The following is a 20,679-nucleotide window of genomic DNA, read 5'->3' as shown; positions in this document are numbered from 1 at the left end:
AGTCTTTCTTCTATATCAGCCATTATCGTACCCCCGTTAATGCTTTTACGATTGGTTCCATGCCATTATCTAAAAGCCAGTGTTCCATAGCCGGATCAAGAATAGGCTTTAAGATTGTTCGGGGAGTACCCTTATCTGTCATGCCAGCTTCAAAAAGCATGGTCTTATATGTTCTTCCAAGTCGATTCAAAGTCGCATCTGTCCACTTTGCAACCTTCTCATCCTGTAACTGCTTATTTCTAAAAAATATATTTATATCGCTATCCGACAATTCGTTGCTTCCAATAATCATCTTTTCTCTTACCACTTCGTATACAAAATCAAAGAAAAGCGTATCATGTGCCATTGCTCCAGCTAAAGCAAATAACTTCTGCGTTGCAAGATCGCTATCCATAAAAATCGAATAAAATGATACATCCAGTGCTTTGACCCTTGCTGATACGGTACTGAATATCTGACCTGCACGAAGCGTTGTCGGAGCGCCAAATATATTTTCCTTTTGGTTCTTTTCCTTAACCTCATCAAGTGTCATTCCCTCTGATAAGAGTTTAACTACTGCCTTAAATTCCATAAACCAAAACGAAAATTTAACGGCACCTGCGCTATATTCCCGTCTATTCATTTTATTGCACCTTTCAAATATTGTTTTTCTTTACGAGTCAACTTAAAAATTCGCACAACAAAAATATTATACCATGAACCTATCAAAAAAACTATGAGTGCTCTATCTTTTTTAGGGAAATGCTTAACATTATATATTCTCAATGTTTTCCATAAAAAAGCTGATAATTCAAAAGGGCCGGAATAATCCAGCCCTTTCACTATAAATACTTTCTGTTATATAATCTTTCAATTCCAATTTTCTCAGTCACAGATCGGTATCCGGTATTTCACCTTGCGGAAAATCTTCCACACAATAATTATCGGCATAGCCAATACCAGATAAGCCGTGGCCAAAAGTCCTGCGGCACCACCAACGATCATCATAACCCAAATAAGAATCTGCATTTTTTCTACCTCTCATAAAATAATATTTTTATTTTTTATTTCATGAGAGCTAAAATGCCATTCTTTTTTCCGTCCGCCCTCCTCACAAACTTTACTAAGAGCAGTCCACGCGGCACGATCTCATCAGCCCTGCGGTACCAGATGCTCCAAAACTGCAAAATCAGCGCTGGGAGTATGACAAGCAGAATCCTTATTGTAACGCCTGCCATTCTGCGCCAGTTTACGGATGCAAACTCTTTTGCCCTCCCACTCTCTAATGTTTCGCTGCGTCCTCTGGCTGTCTCTAACAGTGCATCATACGTTTTTGCCAGCCGCTCGCCTGAGAACATAGTCTGACCGGACGCCTTTTCGATTGATATCATCTGAAAGGCATCCGACTGACTACCAACACAGGTCGTAAGCAGGATCATCCATGCGAATAATAATGGAAATATTCTTTTATAGTAAGTTGGTAAATTTACCAATTTCCTTCGCTTTTTTGTAGATCTCATCACAGTTCATCTCCAGATAGACTTCTAATCCTGCTACTTCCTTATCGGAAAATCCATGATTCTTTGTAATTTTTCCCGGCGGAACCATGCCTTCTGCAATATCACTTCCTCGTTCAAATCTCACAGACACTCTTTTTTTCCCATCGATCTTTAAAAATCCGGACTGTGTAAAGTTTACTTCTTCCTTTTTATTCATGAGAATCTCCATTCCTGCGCATATCAAGCTGATGCATAAGCACAAATCTTACCTGTGAAAAATGTTATTTTTCACACTGATCCGCTTTTCTGACTGCTTCTGCTACCTCAGCAGAAATATGCTCTGCCATATGTACCTTCTTCTCCGGCTCACGTTTTGCATGATATGTCTCTAACATTTCCCCGCGTTTGCGTGCGATCTCTTTTTCCAGCTCTCTTGCGGAGATCAGCACACATCCGGCTCCCCGGATGATGATCTGCTCTAAACCATCCGAAGTCGCAACCGTCACACGGTATTTTCTGCCATTTTCATGTGCGAATTTCTCGATATACTGATCGGCAGTCTCTGCCTCTCTCGTATAAACCACATGAATATTGTGGTAATCAAACATTTCTGTCTTATGCCCCTGCACACGGTATGCGTCAAACACCACGATCAGCTCACATCCGCGCATACCCTGATAATCACACATAATATCGAGAAGTTTTCCACGCGCCCCGTCTACATTATCACGGGCAAGTTCATTTAACTCATCCCATGCAAAAATGACATTGTAGCCATCCACAAGCAGATATTCTTTTTCCGACAGCGGCGGCGTATAAGTTCTTGTCACCGGCGGTACATTTGCACTGCTCCCTCCTGACCTTTTCCAGACATTGCGTCCCGGAGCAGATTTTTCCCGTTTATTAGCATTGTATGTCTGATTTAAGATTCTGTCAATCTCATCCGTGCCAATCCATTCTTCTTCCCTGCTCTGCTGCTGCATGTAAACCTGCTTTGGCTGCCATTCCTCTGTTTCTTTTGCCGGCTTTAGCACACTTTCCAAATGCATATAATCCATAACCTGATCCCATGGGACAACAAATCCTGCTCCATGGGCACAGAATACAGACCCTGTCGGATTTGCCAGATCACGCTCTGAATCATAACCAAGCGCCTCGACAACCTCCTCTGTATTATGGCATGGCAGATAACCGTGCAGCGTGCAGGTAAGGCTTCCATGTCCCTTGGTATATGCCATAACATCTTTTGCATAATCACGTATCGATGCAACCGGAATGATCCCTGTGAGTACTGCCATCTCTCCGTTCCGGTTCGGAGCATCAAATTTACCTGACATTCCTTCGATATCATTCATGGCACGTCCAATACATTCATTCGGTAGTTCAAGCCTGAAATCATACCATGGCTCTAACAGAACGGACTGTGCCTGTTTTAATCCCTGCCTTAAGGCACGGTAAGTAGCCTGTCTGAAATCGCCGCCCTCTGTATGTTTTAAATGTGCACGTCCGGCAACCAACGTGATCTTCATATCTGTAACCGGTGAGCCTGTCAGCACACCGACATGTTCTTTTTCCTCTAAATGGGTAAGCACCAGTCTCTGCCAGTTTCTTGCCAGCATATCCTCACTGACATCCGCTGCAAAGGTAAGACCGCTGCCGTTTTCTCCCGGCTCCAGCAAAAGATGTACCTCCGCATAATGACGCAGTGGTTCAAAATGTCCCACTCCCTCCACGGTATCTGCGATCGTCTCACGGTAAAGGATCTTTCCTGTGCCAAATTCCACCTCCACACCAAAACGCTCAAAGATCAGTGCTTTTAAAATCTCGATCTGCACTTCCCCCATGATCTGTATCTTGATCTCCTGCAGTTGTTCATTCCACACAATGTGAAGCTCCGGATCTTCTTCCTCTAACATCGTAAGTTTCGGCATCATTGCCTGTGGCTGTACCCCCTCCGGCAGGATCAGTTCATATGTCAGCACCGGCTCTAAAATCGGCAGTTCCGACTCCGTCTGGATTCCGAGTCCCTCTCCCGGATAAGTATAGGATAACCCTGTCACAGCACATATTGTTCCTGCTTTTACCTCATCTTGGGTCTCAAATTTTTCACCGGAATAAATGCGGATCTGGTTTACTTTTTCCTCCCAGATATCATCTTCCTTATTCTGCTTATATCCGGTCAGCAGATTTCTTGCCTTTAATGTTCCACCTGTGACTTTTAAATGCGTAAGACGGCTGCCCCCTGCGTCGCGCGTGATCTTAAATACAGTTGCGCCAAACTTCTCCGGATAATCCGGAATTTTGGTATATTCAGAAAGTGCCGCCAGCAGCTCGTCAATCCCGTCCATCTTAAGTGCTGAACCAAAAAAGCATGGAAACAATTCCCTTTTCTGTATCATTTGACGGATATCTTCTTCCCCGATACTGCCGCCTTCTAAATATGTTTCTAAGACTTTTTCATTGCAGACAGCCACGTTCTCATAAAAATCCTCATCCAGATATGTTCCATCTGTATTTTTTGAAAAATCCACACAGGCACTGCCCAATGTATCTTTGATCTGTGCCAATAATTTGTCGTGGTCTGTTCCCTGCTGATCCATTTTGTTGACAAAAATAAATGCCGGGATATTGTAACGCGCTAAAAGCCGCCACAATGTCCTCGTATGTCCCTGCACACCGTCTGCCCCGCTTATGATCAGCACAGCATAGTCAAGCACCTGCAAGGTACGCTCCATTTCCGCAGAAAAATCCACATGTCCCGGTGTATCTAACAGTGTAAATTCGCATCCTCCATACGAAAAAACTGCCTGTTTGGAAAAAATCGTGATTCCACGGTTTCTTTCCATTTCATTTGTATCTAAAAATGCATCTTTATTATCCACACGTCCGGCTTTGCGGATGCTGCCGCTTTTATATAATAACGCCTCTGATAATGTCGTCTTTCCGGCGTCAACATGTGCTAACATTGCAATATTTATATGAGTCTGTGTCATAAAAATCTCCACTCCTGCTTTCTTTCACCTGCACTCATGATAACACAAAATTTGCATTAATGCCTTGCTTTTTTCTCTTCTCCCGGTATTGTTTTATGACACAAAAATAATTCAACGGATATCTCCCCCTCAAAGCCTTCCTCCACTGCTTCTAACTGGCATACCCTGTTTTTGTATCCCATCGGTCCGATCTGCGTGTCCGGACGCATCGCGAAAAATAATGCCGAAGAATGATGCTTTGGTGCGCATTTCAGATATTCCGTTGTGTAAAACTGCATCTGATAATCCCTGTCGCACTCATATTCGATCATGGGCAGGACACAGCCTTTGGGACATATCTGCGGCAGAAGTTCCATAAAGTCGCGCTTCATCTGTGCAATCTGTTCTTTGCTGAAATGTTCCAGATAGTGTTTATCTTCAAAACGTGTCTCTGCCTCTTTCCAGACATCATGGAAACGGATGCCATGAATATAAACACTGCTTTCTGCCTCTCCGGTCAGATGGAGCACTTTGGGTTTTGTATATTCCCCCGTCTTTAAGCGAAATCTTTTTTGTACCAGAACAGATCGGTGCTGTTCTGACAGCGTAACCGTAACATCCTCATTTCCCATATTCCAGAATGCTTCTTCGGACAATTCCTGCCCGTCTTTTCCCGTCAGTTCATAGCAGGTGATAAACAGCCTGTCAAGCTCCACCTGTTCTAACTCCCCTAACTCCGCTCCCTGTCCAAGCATATATAAAAACTGTATCTGTTCCTCTATATTATATCTCTCGCCAAGACAGGTGCCTGTTGCTGAAGCGGCCTCAAAACAGCAGCCACCGCTTACAATTTTTTCGATCCACACCTGGTCTGCTTCTTCCAGATTCTGCTTTAACTCTGCCCGGTTTGTCTTCGCTTCTTTGTATGTTCTGTTTCTGTGTTCATATTCCTGTTCCGACATGGCTGAAATTTCCCACAGATAAAATGTATCCTCTTTTTTTGCAATCATGGGAAGCACTGTATAATGTTCTCCCTCGCCATATGACAGATTCAGTATTTTTTGTTTCGTTACAGTTGGAAAAAGGGTTCTTAAATTTTGTGTATTCATAATATCTCCGTTCCTCCTAAATATGAAAAATATCGATCAGAAATACCATCGCCAATCCATAATAAGTGATCACTGCAACCAGATCATTCACCGTCGTGATCAGCGGACCGGATGCAACTGCCGGATCAATATGGATCTTGTGGAAGAACATCGGGATGATCGTACCTACAAAACCAGAGATTACCATCGCAACGACCAGAGAAATCCCAACACATCCGGAGATCAGGAATGCTGACATCCAGGCATATTTTTTGAACAGGTGGATGTAAATGCCAAGAAATACAAGTGCCATGACGCCAAGACTCGCTCCGTTTAAAAAGCCGATCTTCATTTCTTTTCCGAGAAGAGCCAGTTTTTTTCTGGTATCCAAATCCTCGTCCACAAGTACACGGATCGTTACTGCAAGCGACTGCGTACCAACATTTCCTGCCATATCAAGCACCAGCGACTGAAAGCAGATCACGATCGGCAGAACTGCAACCACAGATTCAAATATTCCGACAACAGAGGACACTGCCATCCCAAGGAACAACAGTATGATCAGCCATGGCAGTCTCTTTTTCATGCTCACAATCGTCGGTTCCTTTAAATCCTCCTCGGAGGTCAGACCTGCAAGTTTTGCGTAGTCATCTCCCATCGCATCATCTACTAACTCGACGATATCCGTCGCAGTCAGAATACCCACAATCTTTTTCTCCTGCGTCAATACCGGAATGGAATCCTCCTCATAATCTGCAATCTTTTCCACACATTCACTGATCTTTTCATTTTCATACACATATGGATAGGAACTGCTTATGATTTCCTGCAAAGGTGTGTTTTCTCTTGCAATGATCAGATCTTTCAGATCGATCGCACCGGCAAACTTTTCCTCTTCATCGGTAACATAGATCGTTGAAATATTATCATGTTCCCCCGCCTGACGGACCAGTTCGCTCATCGCTTCCCGGACGGACAATTTCTCTGAAATACAGACAAAGTTGTTCGTCATGCAGCTTCCGATCTCATCCTCCTCATAGGAGAGCAGTTTCTGCACATCTTTCTGTGCGTCTGCATCCAGATGACTCACGATCGCGTTTTTCTTTGACTCGGACAGATCATCTAACACATCAAGCGCATCATCCGCATCCATGTAGGAAACTACTTTTGCTGCCTGCTCTAAAGACAGTTCCTCCAAATACATTTCCGCATCATCAAAATAGGAAAATATCTCTGCGATCCTTTCAGAACCGAGCACATGGTAGAGATGCTTCCGCTCAGTCTCCGTCAGAAATGTGATCGCCTCCGCGATATCTTTCTCATGATAATCTGACAGCAGATTCCGTAATTTCTGCTCATCTTTTGTAACACGGATGATCTTTATCAGTTCTTTTACATAGTCTTTTTTCGGGATTAATACTTTTCTCATTGTGACCTCCTTTTCGCCTGAAATGGGCATAAAAATACATCGCTTCATTGTGATTGCAAGGATCCTCTGATGCGATGTATAAAAGGTGCACAACAATATAGAATATGGCGGTCAGACTCTCACAGACAGCCACATTCTCTTTTTACATCTTCGTACATCGCATATTTTACTTCGTCCTACGCTATCGCAACTGTCCATGAAAATTCACCTCCATTAAAATTTGAATTTTGATATATCTAAAAATGACGTGGTCATTGTAGCAGAAATGAATGAGAAACACAACCCCTGTTCTTTATAGATATTTTCCCGTAACGCTCTTTTCATTTGCTGCAATCTGCTCCGGTGTCCCGCAGGCGACCACTCTGCCGCCCTCCTCTCCACCGCCGGGGCCCATATCAATGATATAGTCTGCATTTCGGATCACATCCAGATCATGCTCGATGACAAGCACGGTCGCCCCGTTGTCGACTAACGCCTGAAATACGCCAAGTAACGTCTGTACATCCAACGGATGCAGTCCGATGGTCGGCTCATCAAACACAAAGACAGAATCCGACTGTCCTTTTCCCATTTCACTGGCAAGTTTCAGTCTCTGTGCCTCGCCACCGGAAAGACTCGGTGTCTCCTCACCCAGTGTCAGATAACCAAGTCCTAAATTTTTCAGAACACTAAGCCTCTGATGCACCAGTTTCAGATCTGTGACCGCCTGCAGCGCCGTGTTGACATCCATCTCCATCAGTTCCGGCAGGGAATACCTGTTTCCCTGTTTATTTTCATAGCCGATCTCCCATGCCTCTTTCGCATACCTCGACCCACCACACTCCGGGCAGGGGATGTCCACATCCGGTAAGAACTGTACGTCCAGACTGATCTGCCCGGTTCCGTCACAGACTGGGCAGCGCAGCTTTCCGGTATTGTAGGAAAAATCCCCTGCTTTGTATTCCCGATTTTTTGCATCCGCTGTTTTTGCATAAATTTTGCGGAGTTCATCATGTATATTGGCATAAGTCGCCACCGTTGACCGGACATTGATTCCAATCGGTGAGGCATCTATCAGTTTCACATGGGAAATCCCTTCCGCCGAAATACATTTCACATGTTTCGGCAGATGTTCTCCGCGAAAAGAAGCTTCCAGTCCGGGAATCAGACTTTCTAAAACCATCGTGGTCTTCCCGGAACCGGACACACCGGTCACAACGGTAAGCCTTCCCTTTGGAATATCCACCTCCAATGGCTTTACCGTATGAATATGATCCGTAGATAAATGCAGCTTTCCCAACGCAAAAACTTCCTCTTCCCCTGCCTGCGTGCGGACACGCATATCTGCCATTTTCGCCAGAAAAGGACCGATCATGGATTTTTTATTGGAAATAATCTGCGGAATGCTGCCCTCCGCGATCACATATCCGCCTCCCACACCGGCTTCGGGTCCCATCTCGATCAGCCAGTCCGCCTCCGATAATATCTGCGTATCGTGGTCTACCAGAAGAACGGAATTGCCGTCCGCGACCAAATCATGCATCACGGCATTAAGCCCTTTGATATTCGACGGGTGCAGACCGATCGAAGGCTCATCTAACACATACAAAACGCCTGTCGTGCGGTTTCGCACAGCTCTGGCAAGCTGCATCCGCTGTCTCTCTCCGGTCGACAATGTAAAGGCCGCCCGGTCAAGCGACAGATAAGACAGTCCCAAATCCATCAGCCTTTTTGCAACAGTCTGAAACGATTCGCAGATGGATTCTGCCATGGGACGCATTTCTTCCGGCAGGGAATCCGGCACTCCTGCCACCCAGTCCACCAGTTCTTTCAAGGTCATTTTACAGGCTTCATCCAGACCTATCCCCCGAAGTCTCGGTGCTCTCGCAGTCTCAGAAAGCCTGCTGCCGCCACATTCCGGGCAGATATCTTCCTTTAAAAATTTTTCCACACGCTTCATGCCCTTCTCATCTTTTACTTTTGCAAGCGCATTTTCCACGGTGTACACAGCGTTATAATAGGTAAAATCCAGTTCACCCGCCTGGTTGGATTTTTTTGCCTTATAAAAAATATGTTTTTTCTCAGCCGGACCGTGATAGACGATCTCTTTCTCTGCATCCGTCAGTTCCCGGAATGGGACATCCGTGCGCACGCCCATCTCACGGCAGACATCCGTCATCAGTGACCACATCAGACTGTTCCACGGTGCAACTGCTCCCTCATCAATGCTGATCGAATCATCCGGTACCAGCGAATCTATGTCCACCGTCCGCACACTTCCCGTTCCGCCACATCTTTTGCATGCCCCCTGTGAATTAAAGGCAAGTTCTTCCGCACCCGGCGCATGTACTTTTTCCCCGCACACCGGACATAAGATTTCCTGCTCCGCCGCTACTTTTAACGTAGGCTCTATGTAATGTCCATTCGGACACCTGTGGGATGCCAGTCCCGAATACATCAATCTTAAGCTGTTCAAAAGTTCGGTTCCTGTCCCGAAGGTACTGCGGATCCCCGGTATTCCCGGACGCTGATGAAGTGCTAAAGCCGCTGGGACATACAGCACCTCATCCACCTGTGCTTTCGCTGCTCCTGTCATGCGCCTTCTTGTATAGGTAGAAAGTGACTCCAGATAACGTCTGGATCCTTCCGCATACAAAACACCAAGTGCCAGCGAAGATTTGCCGGAACCTGACACACCTGCGACCCCCACGATCTGATGCAGGGGGACATCCACATTTACATTTTTCAGGTTGTGGACTCTCGCCCCTTTTACCCTGATATATTTTGGTTCATTATGGTTGGTTTCCATGATGGTACTCCTTATTTATTCGTCTTATCCTGCTCACAGAACAAAGAGTCGCTTGCGACTCTTTCGCGCCCGAGCGGTGCTGTTTACAGCAAACTCTTCTCCGCGAAGAGCGCATCCCGCCCGTAGGGCTTTTTGAGTCATAGGACGTAATTTCCTATGAAGATTCGGGTGTCAAAAGGTGGATTTTAATTTAGTGGCTGGCAAATTGCACAAAGCAGAGACTGTTTTTGTGACTTGGAGAGAAAATTAGAAAATCTTAGTTTGCCTGTCGATGCGCAGTGTTTTGCTGCCATGGACGGCAGCAAAAGTCTTAATGTCCCATGGATGGGACATTTAAGACGTACACGTCACTTTGAGAGAATTTAACACAGGCAGACTTAGATTTTCTTATTTTCGGACAACGGAACAAAACAGCCCCGGCTTTGTACAATTTGACAATCAAAAATTTGGAAGCCACCTTTTGACACCCGAATCCTATGAATCAAAAAACTTTCCTGACACAGTATAACATAAAATAATGGATTGCACTCCCCTCTATCCCCATAAAAAAGACAGGCATCTTAAAAATTCCTCTAAAAGAACCTGTCTTTCTTATGATTTTATCGTTTTTCAGTTCAACTTTTACCTGCCATTCAGCTTCCAGTCCGCCGAAGCTGTCTGCAGCTCCACCAGTCTTGCATAAAGTCCGTTCTTTTTCATCAGCTCAGCATGTGTTCCGCTCTCTGCGACAACACCGCCGTCAAGGACAACGATCTTGTCTGCATTTTCAACGGTTCTCATTCTGTGTGCAATGACAAGGACTGTCTTTCCTTTTATCAGCTTAGAAATCGCTTCCTGGATCTCTGTCTCATTGTCCACATCAAGGGACGCTGTCGCTTCGTCTAACAGAATAACCGGCGCATCTTTTAAAAGTGCACGGGCAATGGAAAGACGCTGGCACTCGCCACCGGAAAGTGTGGAGCCGTTTTCTCCGATCACGGTCTGATAGCCGTCCGGCAGTTTTTCAATAAACGTATGACAGCGCGCCGCCTTTGCAGCAGCGATCACCTCTTCATCGGTCGCATCTTTGCGCCCTATACGGATATTTTCCATAATGGTATTGTTGAAAAGAACTACGTTCTGGAATACCACGGAAAAATCTCTCATCATGGCAACTGAATCGATCGGTGCAATATCCGTGCCACCAAGTGTGATTTTTCCACCGTTCACATCGTAAAAACCAGCCGCTAAATTTGCCACCGTACTCTTTCCCCCGCCGGACGGTCCGACAAGGGCTGTTACCTGTCCCTGTTTTGCAGTGAAAGAAACATCCCGCAACACCGGTTTGCCAGGTTCGTAGGCAAAACTTACATGGTCGAATGTAATATCATAGCCGTCTGTCTGATACTCTTTCTTCTTATTTTCCTCTTTATAATCCTGGATTTCTTTCAGGCGCTTTACCTGAAGATCCACGGAAAACAGCTCTGCCATATTTGCCATTGCCCCGGAAAGTGGATCATATAGTCTTGAAGCTGCGATCAGGAATAAAATGTAGGAAAACAGTGTGGTCTGATGGTTGATCATCAAAGTATTTCCGACAACAATGACCGTCGCAAGTCCAAGCCGCAAAAACATCTGCCCTGTGGTCACAAGGCTTGCCGTTACCATCTCCGAAGAGATCTGTGCCTTTTCCGCGGCATCCATTTTTTCATCCAGCTTTTTCAGATATACCGTTTCCTGATTGCACGCCTTAATGTCCTGCACCGTCTCTAAGCATTCCTGTATTCCATCTGCCAGTGCAAGTTTTGCATCGATATGTTTCTGCCCCTGCTTTGTCTGCAGCTTTCTGGAAAAAAGAACGATTGCAAACGCCACCGGCGCTACCCCAAGCAGCGCAAGTCCCATTCTCCAGTCATAGATCAAAAGCACGATGCACACGATCGCAGTCGACAGGATCGAACCCCAGAACTGCGGTACGGTATGCGAAAATGCGTGTTCAAAACCTGCGCAGTCCCCCATGATCGTACTCGTCAGATCAGACAGATCACGCTCATGGAAAAACCGAAGCGGCATCGTCCTTAACTTTTCCGCGATTGAAATCCTGCGGCGTTCACTCTCCTGATAGGTTCCCATATAGGTCAGTGTATACTGCAGATAATGCATCACAAATATGACTGCTAAAATGACGATTCCGATCACCGTGTACAGTAAAATATTTCCACCCTGCCCGCTGTCCCAGGACAATGCTATAAGGAAAGAATCAAGCACACATGCAAGCAGTGCAACCGGAAGCATCAGGCTGACATAAGCCAGAACTGAATAAAGGATTCCTTTACACAGGTCTTTTGCGCCCTGCTTACTCAATGCATATTTGTTTTGAAAATATTTTGTCATTATTTCGTCTCCTTTCCGACTTTCCAATGAACCGAGGTCTGATAATCGTTCCACATGGACGCATATCTGCCGCCTGCAGCCAGCAGTGAATCATGTGTGCCGCGCTCAATGATTTTTCCTCCATCAAACACTAAAATCAGATCCGCATTCTGTATCGTCGAGAGACGGTGTGCGATCATGAGAACCGTTTTTTCTGCTGTCAGTTTTTCAAAAGCAAGCTGTATCTGATGCTCGTTCTCCGCATCTGCAAAGGCAGTCGCCTCATCCAAGACGATGATCGGAGCGTCCTTTAAAATCGCTCTCGCTAATGCGATTCTCTGATTTTCTCCACCGGATAAATAAGTGCCGCCATTTCCCACAACCGTATCAATCCCGTCCGACAGACGGTCAATGATCTCTCTGCACTGGGCAGCTTCCACGGCACACATCACTTCTTCGCGTGTTGCCTCCGGTCTTGCAGCGCGGATATTTTCAAGCAGAGTATCCCCAAATAGTTTTGTGTTCTGGAATACAAACGCGATCTGGTTCATCAGGGTTTTCTTATCCATCTGTCTGACATCAACGCCTCCTACACAGACACTTCCATCCGTCACATCATAAAACCGTGGGATCAGTTTTGCTGCCGTAGATTTACCACTGCCTGATACACCCACAAGCGCAACCGTCTTTCCTTCTGGGATTTCAAATGTGATCTGGTCGAGTGCTTTTTCTTTTGTTTCTGCGTAACAGAATGACACATTTTCAAATGCTACAGAAGCATCTTTCGGCTGCATTGGGTTGGAGGGCTCCGCTAACGGCTGTTCTTTTAACACTTCCTCAATACGTATCACTGCACTTTTTGCAGCCATCAACTGCTCACTGGCAAACATGACACGGTTCATCATCGTTGTGCAGACCGGCGTGAACAGACTGTAAAACAGGAAATCCAAAATAACGTCCTGATATGCAGCCTGACCGCTTACTCCCGTCATAATCATACACGCAACCGGAATCAGCAGGATAAATGTGCCATTTAATGCAACCTGAAAACCGGTCAGAGGGATACGGCATTTTAACGCATACCCGGAAGCATATTTTTCGTACTCCCCGATCGCTGCATGGAAATTTTTAAAGGAATAGACCGTCTGCTGGAACACTTTTACAACCGGGATTCCACGGATATATTCGACGGCTTCCTTATTCATGGTTTCAAGTGCTGTCATGTAACCTTCCATAAAGTTTGCATTGTCGCCACCCATCATCTGCTTTAAAAAGAAAAGACTGATGGCAAGCGGAACCATGCAGCAAAGACCTAACCGCCAGTCAAAAACAAAGATCAGCACGAACACTGCGACCGGCATCACCACTGCCCCGGTAATATCAGGAAGCTGATGTGCCAGAAAATTCTCAGTCAGTCCTGCATTGTCATCAATCACTTTCCTTAGGCGTCCACTGGCATTTGCACTAAAATATCCTAACGGCAGTGTGACGATATGATGCATAGCTGCCTTTTTCATATTTGTTGCAGTGCGGAATGCCGCCAGATGCGAACAGCACAGTGCAATAAAATAAAGTAAAATACTTAAGACCGAAAAACAAACTGCCCACCACGCATAAGTACTGCTATGGAAAGCAAGACTGATATCTCCTTCCATCATCGCATTTAACATGTCACGGACAACAAACCATATACAGACAAACGGGATCATGGACAACACCGTACTCAGTCCCGCAAAGATCATACCTGCGATTGTCAGCCAGTGGCGGTTTCCGGCATATTGAAACATTCTGGATATCTCAGAATTCTTTTTCATGAAAAAATATCCTCCTTATCTAAAAACTGGCAGGAATCCGACACTTTCCTGATTCCTGCCGAAAATGATTCTGCCGTGTTTCTTTACTCAGACAAATTTTCTGTACAGAATAACTGAATGCAGTTCTCGATCATCGTCTGATCATAATCCGTTGAAATACCGGAAGCAAGCCAGTAAGCATAATCTCCGGCATCATACTGACCTAATGCATCCAGATCGCTGCCATAACGTAACTCAATATGATAGGTCGTATCGGAAGTATCCGGCGCGATGCAAAAATAAGTAAACTCTCCGGAATCAGCATCATCGCTCTCATACTCGTACAGACCACGGATCTTTTCCATGCCTACATAGTGATAGGTATGTGCAAACAATTCTTTTCCGTCTTTATCATAACCCTTGATCATCGAAGAATCACCGTCAAATTCCAATGTGTCTACACCCTGTGTGAAAGAACAGTCATAAACTCCATTGCCATCCGTATAGGCTTCCACAGCTTTCTCACCATAAATCTCTCCACTAACCATAGATGCCAGCTTTTCATACGCTGCCTTAGCATTTTCCTCACCAACGAGCTCGCCACAGTTGTCAATCCAGAGTTTTTCATACTCATCTGAAAGGATCACCGGCCAGAGTTCCTGATATGTACCCGTCAGGTCAACAAGAAGCTGCTCTGCTGTTTGACTGTCATCCGCTGTCTCCGTCGCATCTGCAACTTCTTCTGCTGCCGTACTCTCTGATACCTCTGTGTTTTCTGTTGCTATGCTCTCTGATTCCATTGTGCTTTCTGTTGCTGCACTCTCTGATTCCGCTACACTCGCCGAAGTTCCGGCTGCCTCTGTACTCGCATCACCAGTGTCCGCATTTGCCCCGTTACCGGAATTTCCGCATCCGGCTGCCATGGAAAATGCCAATGTTGCTGCCAAAAACAGGTTCATAATTTTTTTCTTTTTCATGATAGATCCTCCTCAAACTGAAAATGCTGCAGTTAGTATTTTCTAACTGCAGCACTCATTCTAAAGGATTCAATTTTGATTTACAATTACTGAACGGTCTTTTTTCTATCCATTCAGACTTTTTTCCGATACTCCCTCGGCGGCATCCCATACTCCGCGCAAAAGGCAGATGTAAACTTATTCGGATTCAGATAACCGATCTGCGCAGCAATCTCCCCCACCGTGAGGCTGCTCTCTTTTAACAGCCGCTCCGCCACCTGCAGGCGGTACCGTTTCATGTAGGCATAGACAGAATCTCCGTAAACGCCCCGGAAACATTTTTTCATGACCGTCGGCGAAATTTCAAACCGCCCGGAAAGCACGTCGATCGTATAATGTTCACTGAAATGTGCCGTGAGAAAAGCATGGATCTGTTTGATCACTTCGATCTGGGTCTCAGAAAAATGTACATGCTCTTCCCTGTCCTCCATGGGGTTTAATTCTGTCAGCACCAAAAGCAGCTCTAAAACTTTTACCCGGATATAACCATGCCGGATTTTTTCAGGGACCGTATACAACTCTGAAAAAATATGTTCTATGGTTGAATTTGCCCGAATGATCGTAAAATCACGCATCCTGGAAAGTTCCCTGATCCGCTCTAAATCTACTGCCAGAAGCTCCAACACATTTTTCATCTCATCTGTGATCATGGAAAAATCAATGGTAACGGTAATACCGTGGTAATGGCTGGTCGGGAATTCCGACTGGTGCGAATTGTCCTGCAGGGAACAAAAAGACAGATCTCCGGCAGACATATAGCAATACTGATGCTCTCCAAACAGACACTCACTCCGTCCCTCCCTGCAATAGTTGATCTCCATCACATCAGAAGCAGGTTCCTGCTGTTTGTTGCAGTACGCCATGTGCATGTCATTGTAGACTAACTCCATGCCGGGAAACACCCGGTACAGCGTGATATCTCCCGTACCACTCTCATTTTCAAGATGAAAACAACTGCTGCTTCCATCGTCTTCGCTCTTTTCATGCACCGAAGCTCCATATAAACCGATGCTGGTAAATCCGTCTGCGGCTGGTGAAATGTCAGACTTGTCCTTATCCTGCTGTAATATATTTTTTGCAAGTTCGTAGGGATTGTTCATCCGAACCTCCTTTGCAGCTTTCGTTTGCCATTAAATAACTGTTTCCAATGCTTTTATTTACAGACTTCCATATGTTCTAAGTATCAGACACATTCAGAACAGATCCAGCATATTATCCAGATATATTTCTTCCCTGACCTTTAACTGATACTCAGGTTTTGTCATATAATAGAGCAGGAACTCTAAGATCAGGGCGCTGCCAAGTCCCCTGCCTTCAATTTTGTTCTCATTTTTTTATACTTCTTAATAGAATCCATTTATATCTCTAACAGTGCCTCATCCCTGCAGCCTAATACCCGTGCCAGCCGGAATACATCGATGGCTTTCGTATGGTTGATATCTCTTTGTCTCTGCTCAAAAAGCTGTATCTGTCTGATAGAAACGCCTGATAATTCTGCCAGTTCGCTCTGCGAAAGCCCTGATGCTTTTCTGAGCCTTTTCAAATTTGTATCAACATAATATTCTTTCCACAATTCATTCAACCGTTCAACAAAATGCATAATATCCATCTCATGATATACCTCATACATATCACATATCTGGCTTGGTTTTATCACATTGTTAATCCTTGCAAATGTTCTGACGGTATACCACTGATAATATGCAAGAGCCCACCCTGTCCAATATTCCGGTGACTTATCTATAAACATCTGATCTTCCTGCTGTAAATATGGAAGACCAACGCTTACCACAACTTCCTTAACTATTTCGCAGCCTGTCTTTCCCGCAATATAGGTTGGATTTCCCTCCTGAAACTGCCGTGAAACATCTGACACCAGAAACATGCTGTAATATTCATCTATGTCCATGTCACATGTATTAACGGCAAAGTCAAACATATCCCCTAATATTCTCTGTGCCAGATTAATATAATCATCTGGATAGGCGCGCATCTCCATTTTCCATGCCCTCCCTCATAATGTCAATGATATACAGCTCATGATACGTAGCATCGGCTCTTTTTCTGACCCTGTATTCTTTCTTTGCCTCCCGTTCTCTTTCTCTCTTTTTAGAATAATAGATCTCACAGGAAACATTTTCTTTATCTATAAATTTGATCTGTCGAAATGCTTTTTCACTCTTGAGGACAATTTGTTCCCCTAATTTTCCAAGTCTCATGGCCTCTGATAATTTTTCCAACGAAATCGTACCCGCCACAAAATCCTGTGCAAAAGAAAAATAGGAATCATCTGCCCGGTATCCCCTGATCACATCATACGCTGATATATCAATCAGAAAATGTTTTTTTACATATTCTTTTGCTTCTTCCGCTATCGTTCCATTTTGCCAATAGGTTCTGTTATCCGCAAGAATCGCAAGCCAGTTTAAAATATTGTATTTTGGGTCATTCAAATTGAGTACATTCAGTCCCGACATATCAAATTCATAGATATTCACATATCCGTCATGATTTTTCGCACATGCCCACTCTCTGGCTAATTCTATATCTTCCGTGCAATAAAATCCTCTGCCGTAGTCGTTATTACGCATGCCTTTTCCATATTCCGGAACTTCTATAATGTTTTCTGAACCATGATATAATCTTAATTTCATGTGAGCACCCTCCAGACCTGTATTCCTCAACGGCTTGTATATAATTATATCGCTATTGCGATACTTTTTCAAGCATGGCTACCTTCAGACCAGTTTCCCTCAATGGTTTGTATATCATGACTGCCTACAGCTACAGTCCCAGCTTCCGGTACCGGTTCACGCACGCAAACACTTCCTGCTTTCTTGGCATTGCAAGTCCGCACGGCAGATAACTGCTCTCGCAGACTGCTGCGATCCCCCTCTTCTGCAAAACATCCCAAAGCGCATCGACCGCCTGTGTCAGTGTATGTTTCCCATCAAAAAAGTGGATCTGCATATATTTTAACATATATCCAAGTGATGCAAGCTGTTCCGTATCCATAAGCTGTTCCACATAGCGGACGTCTATGACTTCCCGGCTGATGGAAATAGAATCCTTTCCCATCGTTCTCATCTTTAAGCGGTTGTCCTCACGAAACATCCGGTCCGGCTTTATTTTTCTGTCAAAATCAGGCTGCTTTGACGGAGCAATGTCCTGTTTTGGAAGCGGGAACTCTGCCGCTGCCTGCTTTGCTGACTCTGTGATCTCAAACGGCTCGTAACGGTTCATCTGGATGATGCAGTCTGCCTTGTGAAAATAAGAACCGGAGCTTCCGGCAACCAGAACCGTCGAGATACCGTATGTTTGATACAGTTCCTCTACCCGGTCAATAAAAGGCACGATCGGCTCTGCATCACGGTTGACCACACGCTGCATCAGCTCGTCACGGATCATAAAGTTCGTTGCACTGGTATCCTCGTCGATCAGAAATGCTTTTGTGCCCGCCTCCATCGCCTCGATTACATTCGCCGCCTGCGACGTGCTTCCGCTGGCATCTTCCGTATAAAAGGATACCGTATCTTTCCCATTCGGCAGGTCATGGATAAACATGGAAATATCCACGTCACGGATGCTTCTTCCATCCTCGGCACGGATTTTCATCGCTGTATCGTCCGTGATGACATACTCCCTGCCATCCCCTGCAATGTGGTTATAGACACCTGTCTCAAGCGCTTTTAACAGTGTTGATTTTCCATGGTAACCACCGCCTACGATCAGCGTGATGCCCTTCTTTATTCCCATTCCGGTCAGTTTTCCGTGGTGTGGCAGCGTCAGCGTGACGGAGAGACTTTCCGGTGACTGAAAACGCACTGCATCCTTCATCGGTCTGCCGGAAACACCGGACTCCCGCGGCAGAATCGCACCGTCTGCCACAAATGCACAAAGTCCCATCGGATCTAACTGCTCCCTGATATATTCCTGATCCTCGGCGAGATCTGCGGCTGTCTCCACCGCTTCTTTTTTCAGTGAACGATAATATAGAGAACCTTTCACACACTCCGGCAGAAAATCAAAGAAAATCTTTTCGAGTTCTCTGGAATTGACCGTTCTTCCATTTGCCGGGAACCCAATCTCCATGCGCAGCACAATATCGCCGTTTTTTACATCCATCTGACAGGCACTGCGCTCTAACACTTCCTGTCCCGGACGGCTGACCGCCATAAGACCGCTCTTTCCGGAACCTTTCGCTTTAAAGGAAACTTTCTCGACCTGGCGCGCAAACTGGCGCAGCAGATAATCCTGCACAGCGATTCTTCTGCAGTCTTTCTGATAAAGATGTTCCGGGAATCCCGCCTGTTTTCCACGGACATGGATGCTTACCTTCGATGGTGCTGCAAACGGATCTCCCTGCACATGGTCAATGGAAAGCACATATCCAGGAAACTCATAAGTCCCCCTTGTGTCCTTATATGCCGGATAACCTTTATGGTCGATACGCTGTAATAAATTTTTTAACTCTGCTGCTGTCTGCATAATTCCCTCCTGCTAAAAAAGCATACTTTCCTGCTCTATCGTACAACCGGTTTTTAAAATATAATCCTTAAGTTCTTTTAATTCTGCCGGAACTTCTGTGTCCCTTACTTTTTGCAAATATTTTTCATCCCGTTTTTCCCCATATTCCTGATATTTGAAAAACGTCTCCCCATCCATTGCAAGCGGTTTCACATCCGGAAAAATTTTCTCTTTTATATTCATAAATATACGGATTCCGCCATAATCTAAGTCACTGGTATGAAAATACTCTGCCCCCTGCTCTCCCAGACACTCCCTGAGATTTTTCAGGAAAAGCCTCTCTTTCGGTGAGAAAAAACCGTGCGAATAGACAAGCAGCGTTCCCTCTTCATATGACATTTCCATAAAATTGGCTTTATTTTCAACCGTTACAATTTTTCGAATCGTCTGCTCAGGCAATAGTTTTGCATATTTTAATGTCTCTGCATTTAAAATCGTACCATAGGCAAACAGGGCGGTATCAATTTTGTTTCCTGCAAGCTCAAACTGCAGCGGACCTTTGACAGAAAGTTCCTGATGGTATGTCTCAATCCCAATTTCCGATAATACTTCGTCATTTCCCATAACTTCTTCGTCAGCATCCACATCCGGGCAAAATTTTCTCGCATCCGAAATAATTTTATCCTGGACTGCTCTCTGAAATGATTTTGAATTTTTCAGGTATTTTTTACTGAATATCCGTCTTGAAACCGGTTCCTCTATCTCATTTAATCCGGCTAACGTGTTAAAATAAATTTCCTTTGTTTCTTCATCTTTGCATATTTTCGGAATTTTTTCACGTTCCAGGTCATTTTCCAGCTCCCCAATACATTGATCGATCCATGGTTTCCAGGTCTGCTGGCGCCCTCTTAATTTCTGTAACTCCTGACGAAGTTTCAAAAATGGTTCAAAATAGCGCTCATATTTTGGCACCCGCCCATCCATTTCATAAAATCTCGGAATATCAGACAAACGATATACGATCTGCTCTAGTTCACTTCCCCTTGTGTACCATCCACTTATCTTCTGCCCTTTTCCATCCTGTAACAGATGACGTGCCTGCAACTCTAAAACCTGCCTGTTCAGCTCTGTTTTTCCGATTTCATCATACAGCGCCTGAACGATTCTGATAGAACGTTTCCCATCATTTTGCCCCTGATTAGGATATTTTCTCCAATCAGTATCGCCATGTTCATAATCATCAAGGATCACCTGAACGATACTGGTTCTTGTCTCTTTTTCCTTCTCCTTCTTCAA

Annotated in this window: 16 protein-coding genes; all 16 read right to left on the bottom strand. The window is 44.9% G+C overall.

What is annotated here, in order from left to right; all coding sequences use genetic code 11:
* Positions 1-22: 22 nt before the first annotated feature.
* On the bottom strand, positions 23-622 hold the full coding sequence (locus tag H8S51_RS07525) for a DUF1819 family protein (RefSeq protein ID WP_186899466.1): 600 nt from the start codon (positions 620-622) through the stop codon (positions 23-25).
* 242 nt (positions 623-864) lie between these two features.
* On the bottom strand, positions 865-1,008 hold the full coding sequence (locus H8S51_RS07520) for a hypothetical protein (protein WP_186899467.1): 144 nt from the start codon (positions 1,006-1,008) through the stop codon (positions 865-867).
* 35 nt (positions 1,009-1,043) lie between these two features.
* Positions 1,044-1,499, bottom strand: coding sequence for a hypothetical protein (locus H8S51_RS07515; RefSeq protein ID WP_241070951.1), 456 nt, complete (start codon positions 1,497-1,499; stop codon positions 1,044-1,046).
* A complete protein-coding gene (locus H8S51_RS07510; RefSeq protein ID WP_117918567.1) occupies positions 1,447-1,695 on the bottom strand; it encodes a hypothetical protein in 249 nt (82 codons plus the stop codon). The genes H8S51_RS07515 and H8S51_RS07510 overlap by 53 nt, the downstream gene beginning before the upstream one ends.
* 64 nt (positions 1,696-1,759) lie before the next feature.
* The gene (locus tag H8S51_RS07505; RefSeq protein WP_186899468.1) at positions 1,760-4,471 is read right to left on the bottom strand and encodes a translation factor GTPase family protein; all 2,712 of its coding nucleotides are present in this window, start codon (positions 4,469-4,471) and stop codon (positions 1,760-1,762) included.
* Between the two features lie 56 nt (positions 4,472-4,527).
* Positions 4,528-5,559, bottom strand: coding sequence for a hypothetical protein (locus H8S51_RS07500; RefSeq protein WP_186899469.1), 1,032 nt, complete (start codon positions 5,557-5,559; stop codon positions 4,528-4,530).
* Between the two features lie 16 nt (positions 5,560-5,575).
* Positions 5,576-6,997: a magnesium transporter gene (mgtE, locus tag H8S51_RS07495; RefSeq protein WP_186899470.1), complete on the bottom strand. Its 1,422-nt coding sequence runs from the start codon at positions 6,995-6,997 to the stop codon at positions 5,576-5,578.
* Positions 6,998-7,259: 262 nt separating this feature from the next.
* Entirely contained in the window at positions 7,260-9,755 is a 2,496-nt protein-coding gene (locus tag H8S51_RS07490; RefSeq protein ID WP_186899471.1) for an excinuclease ABC subunit UvrA, read from the bottom strand.
* A gap of 621 nt (positions 9,756-10,376) precedes the next feature.
* The gene (locus tag H8S51_RS07485) at positions 10,377-12,128 is read right to left on the bottom strand and encodes an ABC transporter ATP-binding protein (protein ID WP_186899472.1); all 1,752 of its coding nucleotides are present in this window, start codon (positions 12,126-12,128) and stop codon (positions 10,377-10,379) included.
* Positions 12,128-13,921, bottom strand: a complete 1,794-nt coding sequence (locus H8S51_RS07480; RefSeq protein ID WP_186899473.1) for an ABC transporter ATP-binding protein — start codon at positions 13,919-13,921, stop codon at positions 12,128-12,130. The genes H8S51_RS07485 and H8S51_RS07480 overlap by 1 nt, the downstream gene beginning before the upstream one ends.
* An 83-nt stretch (positions 13,922-14,004) precedes the next feature.
* Positions 14,005-14,877 carry a hypothetical protein gene (locus H8S51_RS07475; RefSeq protein ID WP_241070950.1) on the bottom strand — a complete coding sequence of 291 codons (873 nt, stop codon included), beginning with the start codon at positions 14,875-14,877 and terminating at the stop codon, positions 14,005-14,007.
* 113 nt (positions 14,878-14,990) lie between these two features.
* Positions 14,991-16,016 carry a helix-turn-helix domain-containing protein gene (locus tag H8S51_RS07470; protein ID WP_186899474.1) on the bottom strand — a complete coding sequence of 342 codons (1,026 nt, stop codon included), beginning with the start codon at positions 16,014-16,016 and terminating at the stop codon, positions 14,991-14,993.
* 257 nt (positions 16,017-16,273) lie between these two features.
* On the bottom strand, positions 16,274-16,915 hold the full coding sequence (locus tag H8S51_RS07465) for a helix-turn-helix domain-containing protein (RefSeq protein WP_117918582.1): 642 nt from the start codon (positions 16,913-16,915) through the stop codon (positions 16,274-16,276).
* Positions 16,890-17,570, bottom strand: a complete 681-nt coding sequence (locus H8S51_RS07460) for a DUF3990 domain-containing protein (RefSeq protein ID WP_117918584.1) — start codon at positions 17,568-17,570, stop codon at positions 16,890-16,892. Before H8S51_RS07460 ends, H8S51_RS07465 begins: the two co-directional genes overlap by 26 nt.
* 130 nt (positions 17,571-17,700) lie before the next feature.
* On the bottom strand, positions 17,701-19,404 hold the full coding sequence (locus H8S51_RS07455) for an ABC-ATPase domain-containing protein (protein ID WP_186899475.1): 1,704 nt from the start codon (positions 19,402-19,404) through the stop codon (positions 17,701-17,703).
* 12 nt (positions 19,405-19,416) lie between these two features.
* Positions 19,417-20,679 carry a Wadjet anti-phage system protein JetD domain-containing protein gene (locus tag H8S51_RS07450; protein WP_118209081.1) on the bottom strand — a complete coding sequence of 421 codons (1,263 nt, stop codon included), beginning with the start codon at positions 20,677-20,679 and terminating at the stop codon, positions 19,417-19,419.

The organism is Roseburia rectibacter (genome assembly GCF_014287515.2).
Classification (GTDB): Bacteria; Bacillota; Clostridia; order Lachnospirales; family Lachnospiraceae; genus Roseburia; species Roseburia rectibacter.
The sequence above is the reverse complement of the archived record's forward strand: the minus strand, read 5'-3'. Positions and strand labels throughout refer to the sequence as shown.